General features: G+C 43.1%; 20 protein-coding genes and 1 pseudogene. 8 read left to right on the top strand and 13 right to left on the bottom strand.

Features of this window, described 5'->3' with window-relative positions; genetic code table 11:
* Positions 1-195 precede the first annotated feature (195 nt).
* Entirely contained in the window at positions 196-609 is a 414-nt protein-coding gene (locus ACPUEY_RS11190; protein ID WP_165493295.1) for a TM2 domain-containing protein, read from the bottom strand.
* Between the two features lie 432 nt (positions 610-1041).
* Here ACPUEY_RS11190 and ACPUEY_RS11185 point away from each other — a divergent pair, with 432 nt between their 5' ends.
* The gene (locus tag ACPUEY_RS11185) at positions 1042-1644 is read left to right on the top strand and encodes a hypothetical protein (RefSeq protein ID WP_425122130.1); all 603 of its coding nucleotides are present in this window, start codon (positions 1042-1044) and stop codon (positions 1642-1644) included.
* 35 nt (positions 1645-1679) lie between these two features.
* Here ACPUEY_RS11185 and lysM read toward each other — a convergent pair whose 3' ends face one another.
* The 6 genes from lysM to ACPUEY_RS11155 all read right to left on the bottom strand — a co-directional run bounded on the left by lysM (position 1680) and on the right by ACPUEY_RS11155 (position 5415).
* Positions 1680-2162, bottom strand: coding sequence for a peptidoglycan-binding protein LysM (lysM, locus tag ACPUEY_RS11180; protein ID WP_425122129.1), 483 nt, complete (start codon positions 2160-2162; stop codon positions 1680-1682).
* A 192-nt stretch (positions 2163-2354) separates the two neighbouring features.
* Entirely contained in the window at positions 2355-2591 is a 237-nt protein-coding gene (gene acpP / locus ACPUEY_RS11175) for an acyl carrier protein (protein ID WP_004651013.1), read from the bottom strand.
* A gap of 83 nt (positions 2592-2674) precedes the next feature.
* Entirely contained in the window at positions 2675-3409 is a 735-nt protein-coding gene (fabG, locus tag ACPUEY_RS11170) for a 3-oxoacyl-ACP reductase FabG (RefSeq protein ID WP_092818864.1), read from the bottom strand.
* Entirely contained in the window at positions 3406-4392 is a 987-nt protein-coding gene (fabD, locus tag ACPUEY_RS11165; RefSeq protein ID WP_425122128.1) for an ACP S-malonyltransferase, read from the bottom strand. The genes fabG and fabD overlap by 4 nt, the downstream gene beginning before the upstream one ends.
* Positions 4393-4597: 205 nt before the next feature.
* Positions 4598-4780, bottom strand: coding sequence for a 50S ribosomal protein L32 (rpmF, locus tag ACPUEY_RS11160; protein ID WP_004279227.1), 183 nt, complete (start codon positions 4778-4780; stop codon positions 4598-4600).
* Positions 4781-4857: 77 nt separating this feature from the next.
* Positions 4858-5415: a YceD family protein gene (locus ACPUEY_RS11155; protein ID WP_131273681.1), complete on the bottom strand. Its 558-nt coding sequence runs from the start codon at positions 5413-5415 to the stop codon at positions 4858-4860.
* A gap of 97 nt (positions 5416-5512) precedes the next feature.
* On the opposite strand from ACPUEY_RS11155, the gene ACPUEY_RS11150 reads away from it, so the two are divergent.
* From ACPUEY_RS11150 to rluB, 6 genes and pseudogenes are all read left to right on the top strand, one after another.
* Positions 5513-6175 (top strand): elongation factor P hydroxylase, encoded by a 663-nt coding sequence (locus ACPUEY_RS11150; RefSeq protein ID WP_131273682.1) that lies wholly within the window; start codon positions 5513-5515, stop codon positions 6173-6175.
* An 84-nt stretch (positions 6176-6259) separates the two neighbouring features.
* Complete coding sequence (locus ACPUEY_RS11145; RefSeq protein ID WP_131273683.1) at positions 6260-6877, top strand: L-threonylcarbamoyladenylate synthase; 618 nt, start codon at positions 6260-6262, stop codon at positions 6875-6877.
* A gap of 56 nt (positions 6878-6933) precedes the next feature.
* Positions 6934-7221, top strand: coding sequence for a hypothetical protein (locus ACPUEY_RS11140; RefSeq protein WP_425122126.1), 288 nt, complete (start codon positions 6934-6936; stop codon positions 7219-7221).
* A gap of 538 nt (positions 7222-7759) precedes the next feature.
* Positions 7760-8554: a segregation and condensation protein A gene (locus ACPUEY_RS11135; protein WP_131273685.1), complete on the top strand. Its 795-nt coding sequence runs from the start codon at positions 7760-7762 to the stop codon at positions 8552-8554.
* Positions 8554-9141 (top strand): SMC-Scp complex subunit ScpB, encoded by a 588-nt coding sequence (gene scpB / locus ACPUEY_RS11130; RefSeq protein WP_425122125.1) that lies wholly within the window; start codon positions 8554-8556, stop codon positions 9139-9141. Before ACPUEY_RS11135 ends, scpB begins: the two co-directional genes overlap by 1 nt.
* Positions 9142-9182: 41 nt before the next feature.
* Positions 9183-10037, top strand: a pseudogene (gene rluB, locus ACPUEY_RS11125) (23S rRNA pseudouridine(2605) synthase RluB); the annotation flags it as partial.
* Positions 10038-10765: 728 nt separating this feature from the next.
* Here rluB and bioD read toward each other — a convergent pair.
* The 5 genes from bioD to ACPUEY_RS11100 form a co-directional block, all read right to left on the bottom strand.
* Positions 10766-11410 carry a dethiobiotin synthase gene (gene bioD / locus ACPUEY_RS11120; RefSeq protein WP_425122124.1) on the bottom strand — a complete coding sequence of 215 codons (645 nt, stop codon included), beginning with the start codon at positions 11408-11410 and terminating at the stop codon, positions 10766-10768.
* Entirely contained in the window at positions 11407-12177 is a 771-nt protein-coding gene (gene bioC / locus ACPUEY_RS11115; protein WP_425122123.1) for a malonyl-ACP O-methyltransferase BioC, read from the bottom strand. Before bioC ends, bioD begins: the two co-directional genes overlap by 4 nt.
* 9 nt (positions 12178-12186) lie before the next feature.
* On the bottom strand, positions 12187-13389 hold the full coding sequence (locus ACPUEY_RS11110) for an 8-amino-7-oxononanoate synthase (RefSeq protein WP_425122122.1): 1203 nt from the start codon (positions 13387-13389) through the stop codon (positions 12187-12189).
* A complete protein-coding gene (gene bioA / locus ACPUEY_RS11105) occupies positions 13386-14681 on the bottom strand; it encodes an adenosylmethionine--8-amino-7-oxononanoate transaminase (RefSeq protein ID WP_425122121.1) in 1296 nt (431 codons plus the stop codon). Before bioA ends, ACPUEY_RS11110 begins: the two co-directional genes overlap by 4 nt.
* Before the next feature lie 85 nt (positions 14682-14766).
* The gene (locus ACPUEY_RS11100) at positions 14767-15498 is read right to left on the bottom strand and encodes a hydrolase (RefSeq protein ID WP_425122120.1); all 732 of its coding nucleotides are present in this window, start codon (positions 15496-15498) and stop codon (positions 14767-14769) included.
* Positions 15499-15890: 392 nt separating this feature from the next.
* Between ACPUEY_RS11100 and ACPUEY_RS11095 the strand changes: the two genes are divergently transcribed.
* Positions 15891-16469 carry a peroxiredoxin gene (locus ACPUEY_RS11095; protein WP_425122119.1) on the top strand — a complete coding sequence of 193 codons (579 nt, stop codon included), beginning with the start codon at positions 15891-15893 and terminating at the stop codon, positions 16467-16469.
* Positions 16470-16552: 83 nt separating this feature from the next.
* On the opposite strand, the gene ftn is transcribed toward ACPUEY_RS11095, so the two are convergent.
* Positions 16553-17017, bottom strand: a complete 465-nt coding sequence (gene ftn / locus ACPUEY_RS11090) for a heteropolymeric bacterioferritin subunit Ftn (RefSeq protein WP_092818879.1) — start codon at positions 17015-17017, stop codon at positions 16553-16555.
* Positions 17018-17040: the final 23 nt, after the last annotated feature.

Raw genomic sequence — 17040 nt, 5'->3', positions numbered from 1 at the left:
TTGCCAGACGTTCAAAATCTTGTCTTAAAATGGGTTTGAGTAATTGATGAAATACGGTATTCTGATGTGACAAAACCTGAGTCCTTTATAGTTAAAGTGTTTGTTTGCACTTATATTTTAACTATTTAGACTCAGGTTTTTTTATTTAAAGCAAACTATGGGACAGTAGTGCAATCATGCCCTTTTTCAATAAAATTAGCCGTATTTTCGAGCAAAATCTTCATCTGAAGTACATAAGTAAATGATGAACTCAATGAAAGCGACAAGTGCAGGAATAAAGGTCCAGCAGAAAATCAGGTAAACAATGCCCCAACCAATTTGCCCCAAATAAAATTTATGAATACCAAAGCCACCCAGGAAAAAGGCTAAAATTGCAGCCACAATCCTGTTTTTTTCGCCCACCTGATTGGTAAATGCAGATGCTGAACTCAGGACATAAATGTCATTGGCCTGACCGGTTCCATCCACAGTAAAATCGACTTTCTGACCCCGGGCAGGTGGAATTTGCCCACGCCAGCCCGCTCCAGAAAACTGATAATGGTTTTGATCATCCCCGCTAATGACACCCGAATTACTCTGAATGGAAAAATCTAATATCTGCCCTTTCATAAAAACCCTTATTTTTCTTTATATTGGCTTTTAAATCATACGTTCAATCACTCACTTTTAAAACTTTTTTAATCACATTTTCCCTAGCCTGTTAGCTTCGTTTTTTCTTTTGGGTAATTTTTTAACAGATAAAAAGCTCTCTAACCATTTGATATCTTAAAGTGTAAAAATTTGAATTTAAAAATGGTATAATAAGATTTACGTTCCTATTCAAATCTATAACAAAATTAGATAAACCCAAGTAAACTCAAAAACTTAAAATAGATAAATACAAAAAATGACTACATGAAAATCATCTGTTAAAACAAGCATTAAAAATTTAATGGCAACTTAATTGGAGGAAAATTTACCGCCTGTTTCCGAAAGGAACAATCATTGTGAAAGAAATAGCAATCATGCCCTCTTTATACTTTTCTTGAAAGGTGATGATGAATGGACATACCTACTGAATATCCTCTATTTCAATGTCGTTATCTTCCCCGCTATTTCATCGGACTGATCTTTATTCCTGCCATATTTATTGTTTTAGCTCAACACTCACTCAGCAGCTACACCAGGGTTCACGATTTCAGCAGCCTGATTCAGTATTTATTGCATCAGTCCATGCCGGGTTGTCTTGTTCTGACACTGGTCATCATGCTGGCATTGATTGCAATAAATATGAAACTGGTCGTCACCAGCCAAAGCATATCCATACAAAGTTTTGGAATAAAGCTCAATAACATGGTACAGCGCAACAGGCTCTTAAAGACCCAGCTTTACTCCTCTTATCTCTCAAGGTATCGTGCACATAAGCCACTTACAGCAAAGGCATTCAGCCAAGAGCAACTGTGGAAAATGAGTCGTCTTGGATTTATTCTAAAACCCGAGTTTCGCAAGCAATATAAAATGGCGCATATTGATCTGAATATGTTCAATAAAGACAACCGAAAAAAACTGATTCAGATTTTGGCAAAACACTATGATTTAGACCCTAAGTTTTTTTTAGGTAGAGCACAACTCGCCAGACAGAAATTACAGCACAAACTTCGATAGAAAAGCGCGCTCAGCGCTTTTCTATCGAGTTCTATTTAAGCAGGAATACGCAGTACCTGCCCGGGAAAAATGTCATCAGCATCTTTTAACAAGGGACGGTTAGCCTCGAAGATTTTGTTGTATTGATTGACATCCCCATAATATTCTTTTGAAATCTTGGACAGGGTATCGCCCGATTTAACCGTATAGAATTTACTTTCCGGAGCAGGCGTAACCACTGTCATTTGGTCATCGACTTTAGCCACATGATCGATATTCCCTACAGCTAGGACAATTTTTTCGCGGTCGGCCTGGCTTTGTACTTGCCCCTTAATGGTCGCCAGATCGCTGCTGCCATTATAAGTCACCGATAAACCGGTCACCGGCAAGCCTAAAGCTTTAATATGTCCCAGAAGCTTGTTTGCAATTTCTTGTGCAGAAGGTTCTGCTGGAGTAGGTGATGCGGCCGGAGCTGGCTGCGGTTCTGCTGGTGCCGTATTTTTTTTACCAATACCTTTTACAAAATCGAAAAGACCCATTGTATTTCTCCATCATTATTATTCATGCGATTTGAAATAGCGCCCTTTTTTTATACCTAAAATTTATTCGCTGAAAGGTTGTCTTTGGTCAGGCAACAGTAAAGATATGTAATTATGATTTTGATCATGAATAAAAATAAAAAAGCCACCTAAAAGGTGGCTTCTTCATATTCAGCAGAGCTGAAACAACAATTAACCTAGTTTCTTAGAAACATAGTCAATCGCTGATTGAACAGTTGTGATTTCGTTAGAATCTTCATCAGGGATAGTGATGTCAAAATCATTTTCGAAAGACATAACAAGCTCAACTAAGTCCAAAGAGTCAGCACCTAAGTCATCCATGAAAGATGCTTCGTTTTTGATTTCTTCAGCTTTAAGACCAAGTTGTTCTGCAACCGCTTGTTTGATACGTAGTTCGATATCGCTCACAGGAATTCTCCTCATTGCTTGTGGCGTTTTTAATGCCGTTAGTTTAATTGAATATATTATTTTTGCAAAGTTTATACTTGAGCTTAGCTCATGTATAGACCACCATTTACATGTAAAACAGTACCAGTGATATAGCTTGCTTTCTCACTCGCTAAAAAACTCACGGCATTTGCGATATCTTGTGGATCACCTAAACGGTTTAAGGCCACTTGATCACTCATTTTTTTACGAATGTCTTCGCTTAATTGATCCGTCATTTCCGTTGCAATAAAACCAGGTGCCACGGCATTCACGGTAATTTGGCGGCTACCCATTTCTTTTGCAAGACTGCGGCCAAACGCCTCTATGCCTGCTTTGGCAGCAGAATAGTTGGCTTGTCCCGGGTTTGCAAAGTGGGCTACAACAGAACTGATGTTAATAATGCGGCCAAAACGCGCTTTGGTCATACCTTTTAAAACACGTTTAGACAGACGGTATACGGCTTTCAAATGAATGTTGAGAATGTCATCCCAATCATCTTCAGACATACGTAGTAACAAATTATCTTTGGTAATGCCGGCATTATTGACCAATACCAGAACAGGACCGTATTTTTGTTCAATATCTGTAACTAATGCATCAATGGCTGCCGCATCACGCACATCCAGCACTGCACCAGCGCCATTTTCAGTAAAACTGGCAGATAATTTTTCTGCACCTGCTTCTGAAGTGGCAGTTCCCACTACAAAATAACCGTCTTGAATCAATTGCTGAGCGATGGCTGCGCCAATCCCTCTGCTCGCGCCTGTCACTAATGCGACTTTGCGTTGCTGTGTCATGCAATTTTCCCTTCAGCCACTAAAATGGCATTTAGCGCATCCTCCATACGACTTTTACTGTCGAGTGGGAATGCTTTATTGATATTTGGTAAACGCTTCGCAAGGTTAGCCAACACATTGCCCGGACCACACTCAACCACATACTGCACTCCCTGATCTTGAAGGAACTGCACGGTCTTGGTCCATTGCACAGATTGATACAATTGTGCAGTCAATGCCTGACGTAATCCTGCTACATCTGTCGCGATTTCCGCGTTGACATTTTGTATTACAGGAAGGCTAGGCAGCTCAATGGCAGTTTGTTCCAAAGCTTGCGCAAATTTGTCGGCAGCCGGTTTCATCAGCGAACAATGCGATGGAACAGACACAGGTAAGCTAATCGCTTTCCCTCCATTTTCTTTTGCCAATTCCATTACCGCTTCGACCAGTGTCTTGTCGCCGGCAATCACTACTTGACCTTGAGCATTATAGTTGGCAGCTTCTACTGAACCGCGTCCCTGGATATTGACCTGTTCGCATAGTTCAAGCACTTTGGCATCTTCCAGACCCAAAATTGCCGCCATTGCACCCTGACCTTGAGGTACTGCATCTTGCATGAGTTTGCCGCGCAAATTCACCAATTTAACGGCATCACCCAGTGAAATCGCTCCGGCAGCAACCAATGCACTGTACTCACCCAGTGAGTGTCCTGCAAGATATTTTGGCGCTACCCCACCCAACTCTAGCCACACACGCCAGAGTGCAATACTGGCAGTGAGCAGTACAGGCTGGGTAAATTCAGTCTGATTTAAACCTTCGCCGCTTTGTGCGATCTGCCAGAGGTCAAAACCTACCGCTGCCGATGCTTCTGCAAAAGTTTCTGTCACGCTACTAAACTGTTCAGCCAATTCTGCAAGCATGCCGACTTTTTGTGAGCCTTGACCCGGAAATACAAATGCTGTTTTCGTTGCTTGAGCGATCTGCTCGAGTGGTTTAGCAGACATAAAAAAATCCTTTAATGAAGTGACATTGTTATTCGACGATCGGTTAAATATTCAACATACACTTATGTAAGCTTATTTACGGAACGAAATTTACCACTTAATTTTTGTTTTGGTAATTGCCAAATACAACAAAAAGACGCCATAAAAAAAGGGAGCTTAACGCTCCCATTTTTTCTACTAAGCTTGACGCTTAATACATCATCAATTATTCAGCAGATGCTTTAGCGAATAATTGGCGACCACGGTAGATACCATCTTTAGATACGTGGTGACGACGGTGAGTCTCGCCAGTAGCTTGGTCTACAGTTAATGCATTCTCGGTTAAAGCGTCATGTGAACGGCGCATGTCACGGCGAGAGCGACTTTTACGGTTTTGCTGAACGGCCATGATGGCTCCTTACAAAGATCGAAAAAATGGATCAGAACAAATTCAGTTGTCTTATACTTAACAGTATAACACAAAAATTAGTTAAGTTTACCCTTCAAACTTGCCAAAACGTCAAACGGGTTATCCCGTTTTTCTTCGACAATGTCATCTGTGGCAGGTTGATGCTTATGCTCACAAGTGTCATGCTTAGGAGACAAAGGCAACAACAATAACAATTCATCCTCTATCAGAGAAAGTAAATCAGCCGTCGCAGGCGCATCATAGCTACCTTTTGTCGTTGCTTCACTTTCACCTAAGACGATGAAATCAGCATCCTCATCCAAGCGCTCTATCAGTGATTCATCATCCACAAGCGCTAAATGAAAGTCTGAAACGAGAGGGATTTCAACGGGATTCAGACAACGCTGACATTCCATTGGCACTTTCGTTTCAACATGACCATCTAACCATACGATACGATGATACGCATCCATTGATAGCTTACAGTCTATGTTAATCAATTGATCATCAATTGATCCAACAGCTTCACGGGAAATACGAACAAAGCGAGACAATGGCAGTGTACCTGACCATGTAAAGCCTTGTTCAGCCCATTTAAACGGCTCAATCTGTGCCGGAAAGGTATTTGCTGACATAATTAAGGCGGCAATTCTACAAATTCATCGGTACTCTGTCAAAGATTAAGATACAATTTTGTACTTATTTAGACAGATCAATTGGGTAATACAAGTCATGCATCAGTTGCAGCCGCAACCTGAAGTCACCACTTCATTACAGTTAACCACTTATTCAACCTCAAGTTCTGCTGTTTCTATCGACCCTGTGCAACGCTCACCCTGGGCCAGCTTGCAAACTGAAGCTCAACAAGTTGATTGGCTTATACTACACTTTAATCACTGGTTTTCCCACTTAAATGTGTGTTTAGTCAAAGGTGATTTTGAACCTGAATATTTCCCGGCAACCAAAGATGCGCCTGCCCGCATTCAATTTGCCCACGGTTTCTTTAATAGTGCCCTGCATGAAATCAGTCACTGGACCATTGCCGGTGAAAAGCGCCGTTTATTAGCAGACCTAGGCTATTGGTATGCTCCCGATGGTCGCACGGCAGAACAGCAGGCTTTATTTGAGCAGGTCGAGATTAAGCCGCAAGCGATTGAATGGATGTTCGCCAAGGCCTTTGGTCGTAAATTCCGTGTATCTCTGGATAACCTGACCGGAGATGGCGGAGATGGCGCCACATTTAAAGACAATGTTTTTGCTCAAGTACAGCGTTATTTTTCCGGTGAAGCGAAGTTGCCACGTGATGCTGCACATTTTATTGCCTGTATCTGTGCCTGCACCCGGGGTGGCAAAACATTACAAAGTGACGAATTTCAACGTGACATGCTGGATTAAATTACACAAAATCATCAAAGCCAGATTGCAAGACTTTGTAAAATCAACAGATAATCTCTAATAACAAATCAGGGGAGAATAAATATGCTGCATTTAAGACTACATCCTGATAATCCTCAGCCGCGTCTGATCAGTCAGGCGGTAGAACGAATCCGCGCCGGGGATGTCGTGGTCTATCCGACCGATGCCGCCTACGCCATTGGCTGCCAGATTGGAAACAAGAATGCCATGGAACGGATTGCCCAGATTCGTGGTCTCGGCCCCAAACATCAATATGCCATTATCTGTTGTGATTTATCCGATATCGCGACCTATGCCAAAGTGGACAATGCCATGTATCGTTTGCTTAAAAACAATACCCCGGCGGTAACCACCTTTATTTTACCTGCGACCAGCGAAGTGCCGCGTCGCCTGATGCACCCGAAAAAGAAAACCATTGGCCTGCGCATTCCCAGCAACCGTGTTTGCCAGATGTTGCTTAAGGAATTGGGTGAACCGCTGTTAACCAGCACCCTGATTCTTCCCGGTCAGGACGATCCTTTAGATGACCCTTATGACATCGAACAGCAGTTGGAAAAACGTATTGATGTGTTTATTGATAGCGGCTTGGGCACCTTAAGCACCACCAGTATTGTAGATTTATCCGGTGAAAATCCTGAAGTGATCCGTCGCGGTATGGGTGATGTCAGCGCGTTTGAATAAGCACGGTTAAGTTTAGATATTAAAGGGAATGTTCAGGATCAAGGAGTAGTGCGAGAATGGATCTGTTTTATGTGCTGCTCAACTATCATGATTTTGAGACAAATAGCCGCATTTATGCGGAAATGCCCTGGACACTTGAGTCTAAAGTGAAAATTATGAAGGCAGATGCTGAGCAATCCCCTTCTGCGATGATCGACAACACCTATGCATTTTTTCTGGAAATTGCCGTTATTCACAAATTATTCAGCCTCGATCAAACTCAAGATTTATGCATCCGAGACAGTGCGCAACGGATCATCGAATTCGCACTCAAGTTGTCGACATCCACCTCAACAGATCATTAAGCACAATTGGCAAGGCATTGATTGGTCAAACTTAACCAACTCACAATTGCATGACTGACTTCAACCAGACAATGAATTGATTTTTTGAAATTAAAGTTATGTTCAAGAGCAGTTTGCAATTCCGCTGCATTTCCAAAACCCGTATAAGGTAAATAAGTTCAGCAGCTGTGATCGATTTCACTATTCACACGTCGCCAAACTTGCTTCAGCTGAACTTCGCTCATAGCTGCTGAGCTGGCCCGTTTTTTCATACGTTTTTTTCATAACGTTTTTTTCATAACAATGTAAAATCCATCCAATGGATCGGGCAAAAAAAAATAAAACCCTACAACAGCTATGCATTTCACATTATCAAGCCAGTTAAAAAACCTGACTGAATTTCAGGTTTTTTTGTATTTGATGACTTAACTAATTTATTTGAAGTCAAATTTCCATTACACTAGCGCTTATTAATTTACGTGCTTTTTCTTTCGATGCGAGATCGAGGCAAAAGCATCTTCCTGCATGCCTTTGAAAATTCGCGTGGCTTAAAACTGCAATGAATCAACCTGTCCATAATCCTATGGAGCCAAGCTCATCTATCCGCGTTATGGATGAGTGGCAAGATACGATTCCAGAGGATTTATATATTCCTCCTGCTGCATTTGAAATTCTGCTAGAGCATTTCGAAGGTCCACTCGACTTCCTAATTTACCTGATTCAAAAAAACGGTTTCGACTTATTACAGCTCGATATCGCTCCCATTGCTGCTCAGTATCTGTCTTATATGGATGCCATGAAGTCGCTGAATATTGAGCTGACAGCAGATTATATGGTGATGGCGGCATTATTGGCCGATCTTAAATCACGGCTGCTGTTACCAAAACCGAGTGCCAGCGTTGTCGTTGAAAAAGATCCCAAACAGGAACTGATTGACCGGCTGGAAACCTATTTGAGGGTAAAACAGGCAGCTGAACGCCTGGGGCAGATGCCGGTTCTGGAACGTGATACTTTTCCGGCAAATATTAGTCTGGGTCAGGTGGTGCAAATCAATGAAGGCTATGAGGCAAGCCAGTTACGTGATGCCCTGTTTTGTATCTTCAACCGCCCAGAACCAATCATCCATCAAATCCAGCAAGAACCGGTGCTGCTTGAAGAACGTATTGCCTTTATTGAAAGCCGCTTAGAGTCGGGTGAAATTCTACATTTTGAAACCCTGCTTAAACCCAGCCAGGGGCGCATGGGCATGGTGGTTACATTTATGGCCATTTTAGAACTCACCCGGCAACAGAAAGTGACTATTATTGCCAGCGGTATTGAAGCGCCACTTGCAATTCAAGGAGTAGCTGCCTAATGGATCATCAGACCACATCTCTCTCTGTTGCCGAGAATCAACATGAAGTGCTGATGCAGCTAGAAGCCATTATTTTTGCCAGTGAAAGCGCAGTTTCGCTTGCACGTTTGAAAGAAGCATTCCAAAATCAATATAATAAACAGGAATTGCGTCAGTTGTTACAACAGCTCGCCATGTTACAACATGGCAGATCGATTGAACTGGTAGAAACCGCACAAGGGTTCCGTTTCCAGGTTCGGGCAAAATATCGCAATATCATTACCCAGGTGTGGCCGGAACGACCAACTCGCTTGTCGCCCACCCTGCTCGAAACCCTTGCTGTGATTGCTTATCATCAACCAGTAACCCGAGCAGATATTGAACAGATTCGTGGAGTTTCAAACAATAGCCAGATCTTAAGATCATTGTTTGACTGGAACTGGATTAAAGAGTCCGGTTTTAGAGAGCTTCCGGGAAGACCCGCGTTGTTAGTTACAACGCCACAATTTTTAAATGCTTTTGGCCTGACGTCTTTAGGCCAATTGCCTCCCCTGCAGGATGCCAAGGAAGCTTTTATGGCGCTCGATGCTCACGCAGCGAAGTCGTAGATAGGTGAACTGTTGATGATAATTTCTAAGGTTATGCTGTCATGAGTGAAAAATTACAAAAGGTGCTTGCACGCGTAGGTTTGGGTTCTCGCCGTTATATGGAAGAAGTCATTGCCGCTGGTCGTGTAAGCATCAATGGACGCGTTGCCCAAGTGGGTGAACGCATTGAACCGGGTGATGAGCTTCGCATCGATGGTCGTAAAGTCCAGTTTCAGATTGAAGATGAAATTCGTCGTCGCGTTCTGATTTATTACAAACCCGAAGGTGAAATTTGCTCACGCAATGATCCTGAACAACGTCCGACCGTATTTGAACAATTGCCTGCAATTGCCAATGATCGCTGGGTGATGGTCGGCCGTCTGGACATTAATTCAACCGGTCTTTTACTGTTCACGAATGATGGTGAATTGGCCAACCGTCTAATGCACCCATCAAATGAAATTGAACGTGAATATGCCGTTCGTGTAATGGGTGAAGTGACCCCACAAATCAAAAACAACATGCTTCAGGGCGTTGTTTTAGATGATGGCCCGGCAAAATTTGAATCTTTCGCGGAAATTGGTGGTGACGGCATCAACCGCTGGTATCAAGTGGTGGTGAAAGAAGGCCGTAACCGTGAAGTGCGCCGTATTTTTGAATCACAAGGCTTGAAAGTCAGCCGCTTGCTGCGTACCCGTTACGGTACCGTGATTTTACCGCGTGAACTTCGTACCGGCCGCTGGATGGAACTGGATAAAGCCGACATCGACAACTTGACCAAATCTGTTGAGTTGAAACCGCGTCAAGGCACAGGCCTGTTTGGTATGGCAAAACGCCGTACTGAGCGTATGCAAGAAAAACCTATGGCTGCACGTCGTGGCGGTTATTTGCGTCAGCAACGCCGTGACAGCGAAGAAGGTGAAAATCAAAGCCCAATGGCTTATGCACAGCGCGATCGCCGTGAAAACCAGAATGGGTATGCACAACGTCGTGACAGCAATGGCAATAGTTATGGCCAACGTGAACGTCGTGACGGCAATAATGGCAACGGTTTTGCCCCACGCGGTGAGCGCCGTCAAGACAGCAACTCAAACACTTATGCTCAGCGTGAACCGCGTCAAGGCAACAGCTATACACAACGTGAAAACCGTCCTGACAACTTTGGCAATCAGGCTACATATGGCCAACGTGAACGCCGTGATGAAAATGCACCACGTAAACCATTTGGCAACAAAAGCTTTAAGAAGTTTTAATTTTTAAAAGCTTTGCTTGCAATCAAAAGTCACTCGATTGAGTTAATGCTGATCAGTTAAGGAGTTTAGAAATAAACTCCTTAATTTTTTAGTAATTCATGACGGAGTCTTACCGTTTTAAATCAAACTTTTGCAGCTCATTTGTTACTTTGGTTTCGCCCAAAGTAACCAAAGGCATTTGTCATCCGCAAAACTCGTCAGCCACTATCAACTAGCAAATTTGTCGCAGAAACAATCATTTTTAAATGTAGTCTTGCCTCAAACAGTTGCGGATGACTTTCCCACATATCCACTACAGTCATAAATTTAAAAAAGAAAATGCCAGTCAATTTCTTAACTGAATGGCATTAACTCGATTGAGTGGCTTTTTTATACCCTTTTTTAGGGGAGAATTAGGATAAAACGGGAATATCAATCCACTGTGCATCTGGGAAATGCATCGCCAGATAGCTTTTCAGATAATTCGAAGTATCTCTGGAAATCAGCTGGTCCTGTGATTCATCATTCAGGTTATAGGTCAGTGCAAACAATTCCAGACCACGACTTTTCAAGGCTTCCAGACTGAGTAAAGTATGATTGATACTGCCCAAACGACCGGAACTGACCAGAATCACCGGAAATTTCTGTTCAGCAATATAATCAATGGTTAACAGTTCTGTGGTTAAAGGCACCATTAAACCGCCCGCACCTTCCAGCAACACTACTTCATATTTTTCAGTTAATTGCCGGGTCGCATCGGCAATTTTCTGGAAGTCGATTTCACGCCCATCAATTTTAGTCGCCAAATGCGGGGAAGCCGGATAAGTAAAAATTTCCGGCATGGTGAGTTTGCTTTCATCTTCCGGAAACCAGCCCATCTGCATCATTTTACGGTGCTGTTCAATATCTTCAGAAATATCGGTATTGCCGGTTTGCACCAGTTTCTGGGTGATGGTTTTCTTGCCCTGTTCATTCCACAACTTCGCCAGATAACCTGTGGTATAGGTCTTGCCAATACCAGTATCAATGCCACTGATAAAATAAACGGGTGCTGTCATGGCTTGCTCCGTGCAATGCAATAAATAGGATGATAGCTCAGCTGATAATGGCGCTGACCAGATTGATCCAGCTGTGAAAATTGCTGATAGTCCTGATAAAACTGCTGTAAAGACTGTTTGCTCCAACGGTGCTGCGAGGCGGTTGCCGTGACCCCGGTGGCCTTTAAATGTTGCAGCACAGCTTTAGGATGGGAAAAATTCAGTGTTTCCAGACTCTCGGAAAGATGCAGGATTTCAAAACCCTGCTTGACCAGCTTGTTCTGAATCTCATCAAGAGTCAGATAATCCAGCCCTTGCCCAGTCAGTGTCTTAATTTGCTGCAAATTCTGCTGACCGAAAGTGGAAAAACACAAATAGCCATTTTCGATAAGCGCCGCTGCACTTTTTTTAAAGATCGAATCGATATCGCCCACCCATTGCAAAGCCGAACTGGAAGCGATCAGGTCAAGGGATTGTGGAAAATCCAGTTGTTCCACATCGCCAATCAGCCATTGCAATTTTGGATCATGCTGAAAATGCTGCTGAACTTCGGGATATAGATCATTTAAAAACAACTGCTTTATTTCAAAGTTTTGCATCAGCAAATGGCTTAAATTGCCCGAGCCACAACCGATTTCAAACATACGGTTCAGGCTGTTACTTGGCAGATAGTGCTGCATCAATTGCAGCAGATGTTGGCAAATCTGTTTTTGCACGATGGCATGTTTGGCATAGCTTTGACCTGCCTTGGCAAAACGCTGTGCAACTTGAGACTTATCAATATTCACGGCTACAACTCACAGCAACGCCACCAGCTGCTCAAGGTCAGCCTGATGGACTTGAGACGTCAGTGAAATACGCAATCTTGAACTGTGTTTTGGTACTGTAGGTGGACGCACCGGCATGATATAAAATCCGGCCTGTTGTAGCTGCCGGGCTTTTTCTACCGTCTTTTGCGACTCGCCAATAATCACCGGCACAATATGTGAAGTCGAAGGACAGTCAAAACCTTTGGCCTGTACCGACTGTTGCAGATTTTGACTGATCTGTTGCAGATGCTGACGTTGCTGTTTTAAGCCTAAAACCTTCTGGAAAATAAAATGGGTCCACGCCATACACAGGGGTGGCTGCGCGGTACTGAAAATCAGTGGACGCATGGAGTTGATCAGATATTCCCGGATGACGGGATGGCAAATCAGATATCCTCCGACCGATGCCAAGGCTTTCCCGAAAGTTCCAACCAGCAGGTCAATCTCATCAATCACTGCATATTGTTCTGCACAGCCTAGGCCCTGCTCGCCACGTACGCCAATCGCATGCGCTTCATCGACATACAGCATCACCTTAGAAAATTGCTGTTTGATGCGCACCAGTTCAGCCAGATCGGTTTCGTCGCCATCCATGCTGAAAATGGATTCCGTCACTACAATAATGCGCTCAAAAGCCTCATCTGTATGATATTGCTGTAAAAGCTGTTGTAGATGCTTCAGGTCATTGTGCCGATAACGTACGTACTTTGCAGAGGATAAACGGATACCGTCAATCATGCTGGCATGCACCAGTTTATCGGCCAGAATCAGGGTCTTACTGTCGCTTAAAGCGGGCAGAATCCCGATATTCATGTGATAACCACTGTTAAATAACAGCGCAGCACGACCATGAAAAGCCTGACTCAAACTGGCTTCCAGCTGCTCGTATTCAGGAAAGTTTCCGGTTAACAGTCTTGAAGAAGATGAACTCATGATCCGAAGTTCATTCGGTGTTTCATCAAAAAACTGCTCACGCAGCTGCAGATCCGCTGCCAATCCCAAATAATCATTGGAGGACAGGTTAAGCATCTGCTGACCCTGGATTTCAATCATTCGGCCTTGCTGGACATTGGAGGTAAATTGCCGCAGATTGCCCTGCTGTCTGAGTTCATCCAGCTTGCTTGCATAATCATTTAACAAAGGACTATTTAACAAAGGGGCATTTGACAGCTGGTCATTTAACAATTTCATGCGGATACCTCCTGCATCAGCTCCATCACATTTACCAATTGTTCCAGCAAGGTATTCAATTGCTGTTCAGTAATCACATACGGCGGCATCACATAGACCAGCTTGCCGAATGGACGTATCCAGATGCCCCGCTTAACAAACTGTTGTTGCAGGCTTTTCATATCCACATTAAATGTCAGCTCTACCACACCAATCGCACCCAGCACCCGCACATCCTGCACATAATCCAGCTCTAAGAGGGATTGCAGATGTTGTTGTAACTGTTTCTCGATGCGCTGGATATTGGCTTGCCAATCTTGGGCCAATAAAACCTCGGTACTTTTCACAGCCACCGCACAGGCCAGCGGATTGGCCATAAAGGTGGGACCATGCATAAACACCCCTGCCTCGCCCCGACTAATGGTTTCAGCCACGCGCTTGCTGGTGAGGGTAGCCGAAAGCGTCATATAGCCTCCAGTCAAGCCCTTGCCGATGCACATGATATCCGGCTCAACGCCGGCATGCTCCCACGCAAACAATTTTCCGGTGCGGCCAAAACCCGTGGCAATTTCATCAAAAATCAGCAGCACCTTATATTGTTCACACAGCAATTTGGCCTGACGCAAATATTCAGGATGATAAAAACGCATCCCGCCCGCACCCTGCACAATCGGTTCCAGAATTAAAGCGGCAATGCTGGAATGATGCTGTTTTAAAACCTGTTCCAGTTCTGCAATATCATCCTGATTCCATTCATCATCAAAGCCAATTTGTGGCGCTGCCACAAAGAACCGATTTGGCAGGCTGGAACCAAAAATCTGATGCATGCCAGTGACCGGATCGCAAACCGACATGGCATTCCAGGTATCACCATGATAGCCAGAACGCGGCGTAACAAAATTGGTTTTCTGACTTTGGCCTTGTGCAGTCCAAAACTGCACCGCCATTTTTAATGCCACTTCTACCGCAACCGATCCAGAGTCAGCATAAAAAATTTTGTCCAGACTAGGTGGAGTAATTTTTAATAACAGTCTGCCAAGTTCAATCGCCGGATCATGGGTCAAACCACCAAACATGATATGCGACATCTTGTGCAATTGATCCGTCACGGCCTGATTCAGTTCAGGATGATTATAGCCATGAATGGCACACCACCAGGAAGACATGCCATCAATCAGTTGCCGTCCATCTTCCAGCTCGATGATGGCACCATGCGCCTGTTTTACCTTAAAGGTCGGCAATGGATCGGTCATGGAGGTATAAGGATGCCAGATATGCGCAAGATCAAAGTCCAGGTCGGTTAACTCGGTCATCCAATACTCCATTCAGATGCTTGAAAATCAATTTTTCATGATCTTAAACCTGCATGAACCAAAAATAAATTGCGAGATAAACCAGTTATCCGTTTGTTTGTTCTATTTTCTTTAAAAATTGGCAGATTTTGCCAGTTATCAGTTCAGCTTCAAATAAAGGAAAGCCATGTGACCCGCTAATCAGCTCTGTTTCCAAAAACTTTGCATTGAATTTCTGAAAATTTCTTTGAACTTTGTAACTAACTAAAAAGTCCTGTTTTGCAAAGACATGATATTGATGACCTGGGTAATCCCTCAAGATATCAACATTATTTAAATACTCAAGGCAAAATAGTCCTTGTCTTAAAGTTTCAATCGATTGAGCCTGAATCAAACCTTGCAAAGTGATGAAGTCTGCTTTGGTGGTTGCTGTGCCTTGACACACCATATAGCCAAACTTTTTTAAGGTGGAAATGGCATCCTGCTCAAATGACTGTTTGAACTGCTGAAATGTCGGCTGATCCATCGCCATGGGCCAGGTATCATTCGCAACGAAACAGGGATTGGAACCCAAAGTAATCAATACTTTTTCCTGTCCATGCTGCTTTTGAACCTGGTCGGCCAGCACTGTGGCCAACTGCCCCCCCAAAGACCAGCCGGCAATCACATCAAACTGATGCGCCAATTCCACTTTTTGCTGTAGAACCTGTTCATCTAAAGCGTTAAAGATGTTGCAAAGTTCAACCTCATGTCCTTGCGCTGCCAAAGCCTGTTTTAATGGATCAAGCAGTTGGGTTCCACCGCCCCAGCCCGTGATGAGTAAAATACGTTGATTCAAGGTAAGCTCTAAAAAACTAAATTATTTGAACAGTATAAAACCTCTCTTTCGATTCACACAGCGGCATTTCAAAATTCATTTAGCCTCCGCTATTACAGGTGAAATGCAACCCTCCACCCCGATCAGCATTTTATGCATCTCCCTATAACCATACAGGAATCATCTTTTTCCGATTCCCCTTAAACTGTATAGGAAGTTGCTTTAAAACATCCGATTGCAACTTGATCAACCCTGTACAAATATCCATAAGTTTTTATTTTTATTACATTTAATCAATAAACCCTTGATCATGGCAGCAATTAAAATAAATACCCATCATTTCTACTCTTCCCTACATTTTAAATTTTGTTAAGATCGATACATCTTCTTATCCATTCTAAAAAATATACGATATGAATGAATCAAAAAAATTAAGCAGCGTTTTACTTACACTCGGTTGTCTGCTCTGTTTCAATACAACAATACATGCACATGCAGCAGAAGAATCTATTTTTTTAAAATCAGAAAATACCCATAAACAATGGGTTGGAAAAGCGGCACCTGCATTTAAATTGCAGGATCAAAATGCTCAATGGCATTCCTTGAGCCAGTATAAAGGCAAATGGGTGGTGTTATATTTCTATCCTAAAGACAACTCTCCCGGCTGTACCCAGGAAGCCAATCAGTTTAAGGTGCTCTATCCACAATTTTTAAAAAGCAATGCCGTGGTTTTAGGGGTGAGTCTGGATGATGTGAAATCCCATCAAAAATTTTCAGAAAAATTAGCCTTGCCGTTTCCGATACTGGCAGACCACAAGCACCAGTTATCGAATCAATTGGGTATTGTGCGTAATCTGGGCATTACTAAAATAGCCAAACGGGAAAGCTTTTTGATTGATCCTCAAGGCAGCATTGTTTATCACTACAACAGTGTGAATACGCAAACCCATGCTGCTCAGGTCTTGGCGGATATCCGGAAATTTTCTCAATAGTCTGTCTTTCCACCATCTCAATCATAAATTTAAAAAATAAAAAAGCCCGACTCAGGTCAGGCTTTATATTTGAGCATTTAGACTTACATTTGCGATTGAATATAGTTTTGCAAACCAATCAATTCAATCAGACGAATCTGTTTTTCCAGCCAGTAAGTATGATCTTCTTCAGTATCCGACATTTGCTGACGAAGCATATCACGGCTCACGTAATCGCCTTTTTCTTCGCACAATTTTACGCCTTGTGCCAATTTCTCACGTACATGATATTCAAGTTTTAAATCCGCTTTTAAACAGCTGACCACATCTTCACCGGTTTCGATGTCATCACGGTTCATATTCGGTGTACCTTCTAAAAACAATACACGGCGAATAAGCGCATCGGCATGAGCAGCTTCTTCCTGCATTTCATGGTCGATCCGTTCAAAAATCTTGCTTAAACCCCAATCTTCATACATACGAGAATGAATAAGATATTGATCACGAGCTGCCAGTTCGCCACCAATCAACATGTTTAGATAGTCTACGACCTCTGGATTGCCACGCATTTCAAATACTCCATACTCTTTTT

The organism is Acinetobacter sp. G11 (assembly GCF_049808495.1).
GTDB classification, from domain to species: domain Bacteria; phylum Pseudomonadota; class Gammaproteobacteria; order Pseudomonadales; family Moraxellaceae; genus Acinetobacter; species Acinetobacter kookii.
This window is presented reverse-complemented; position numbering and strand designations above follow the sequence as displayed.

What these genes read in the sequence shown, in the direction of transcription:
- rpmF (WP_004279227.1), bottom strand. Translation starts at nt 4,780, where the DNA reads ATGGCCGTTCAGCAAAACCGTAAAAGTCGCTCTCGCCGTGACATGCGC.
- lysM (WP_425122129.1), bottom strand. Translation starts at nt 2,162, where the DNA reads ATGGGTCTTTTCGATTTTGTAAAAGGTATTGGTAAAAAAAATACGGCA.
- fabG (WP_092818864.1), bottom strand. Translation starts at nt 3,409, where the DNA reads ATGACACAGCAACGCAAAGTCGCATTAGTGACAGGCGCGAGCAGAGGG.
- ACPUEY_RS11135 (WP_131273685.1), top strand. Translation starts at nt 7,760, where the DNA reads ATGAATCAACCTGTCCATAATCCTATGGAGCCAAGCTCATCTATCCGC.
- ftn (WP_092818879.1), bottom strand. Translation starts at nt 17,017, where the DNA reads ATGCGTGGCAATCCAGAGGTCGTAGACTATCTAAACATGTTGATTGGT.
- ACPUEY_RS11145 (WP_131273683.1), top strand. Translation starts at nt 6,260, where the DNA reads ATGCTGCATTTAAGACTACATCCTGATAATCCTCAGCCGCGTCTGATC.
- fabD (WP_425122128.1), bottom strand. Translation starts at nt 4,392, where the DNA reads ATGTCTGCTAAACCACTCGAGCAGATCGCTCAAGCAACGAAAACAGCA.
- ACPUEY_RS11155 (WP_131273681.1), bottom strand. Translation starts at nt 5,415, where the DNA reads ATGTCAGCAAATACCTTTCCGGCACAGATTGAGCCGTTTAAATGGGCT.
- bioD (WP_425122124.1), bottom strand. Translation starts at nt 11,410, where the DNA reads ATGACAGCACCCGTTTATTTTATCAGTGGCATTGATACTGGTATTGGC.
- scpB (WP_425122125.1), top strand. Translation starts at nt 8,554, where the DNA reads ATGGATCATCAGACCACATCTCTCTCTGTTGCCGAGAATCAACATGAA.
- bioA (WP_425122121.1), bottom strand. Translation starts at nt 14,681, where the DNA reads ATGACCGAGTTAACCGACCTGGACTTTGATCTTGCGCATATCTGGCAT.
- ACPUEY_RS11140 (WP_425122126.1), top strand. Translation starts at nt 6,934, where the DNA reads ATGGATCTGTTTTATGTGCTGCTCAACTATCATGATTTTGAGACAAAT.
- ACPUEY_RS11095 (WP_425122119.1), top strand. Translation starts at nt 15,891, where the DNA reads ATGAATGAATCAAAAAAATTAAGCAGCGTTTTACTTACACTCGGTTGT.
- ACPUEY_RS11185 (WP_425122130.1), top strand. Translation starts at nt 1,042, where the DNA reads ATGGACATACCTACTGAATATCCTCTATTTCAATGTCGTTATCTTCCC.
- ACPUEY_RS11110 (WP_425122122.1), bottom strand. Translation starts at nt 13,389, where the DNA reads ATGAAATTGTTAAATGACCAGCTGTCAAATGCCCCTTTGTTAAATAGT.
- ACPUEY_RS11190 (WP_165493295.1), bottom strand. Translation starts at nt 609, where the DNA reads ATGAAAGGGCAGATATTAGATTTTTCCATTCAGAGTAATTCGGGTGTC.
- ACPUEY_RS11150 (WP_131273682.1), top strand. Translation starts at nt 5,513, where the DNA reads ATGCATCAGTTGCAGCCGCAACCTGAAGTCACCACTTCATTACAGTTA.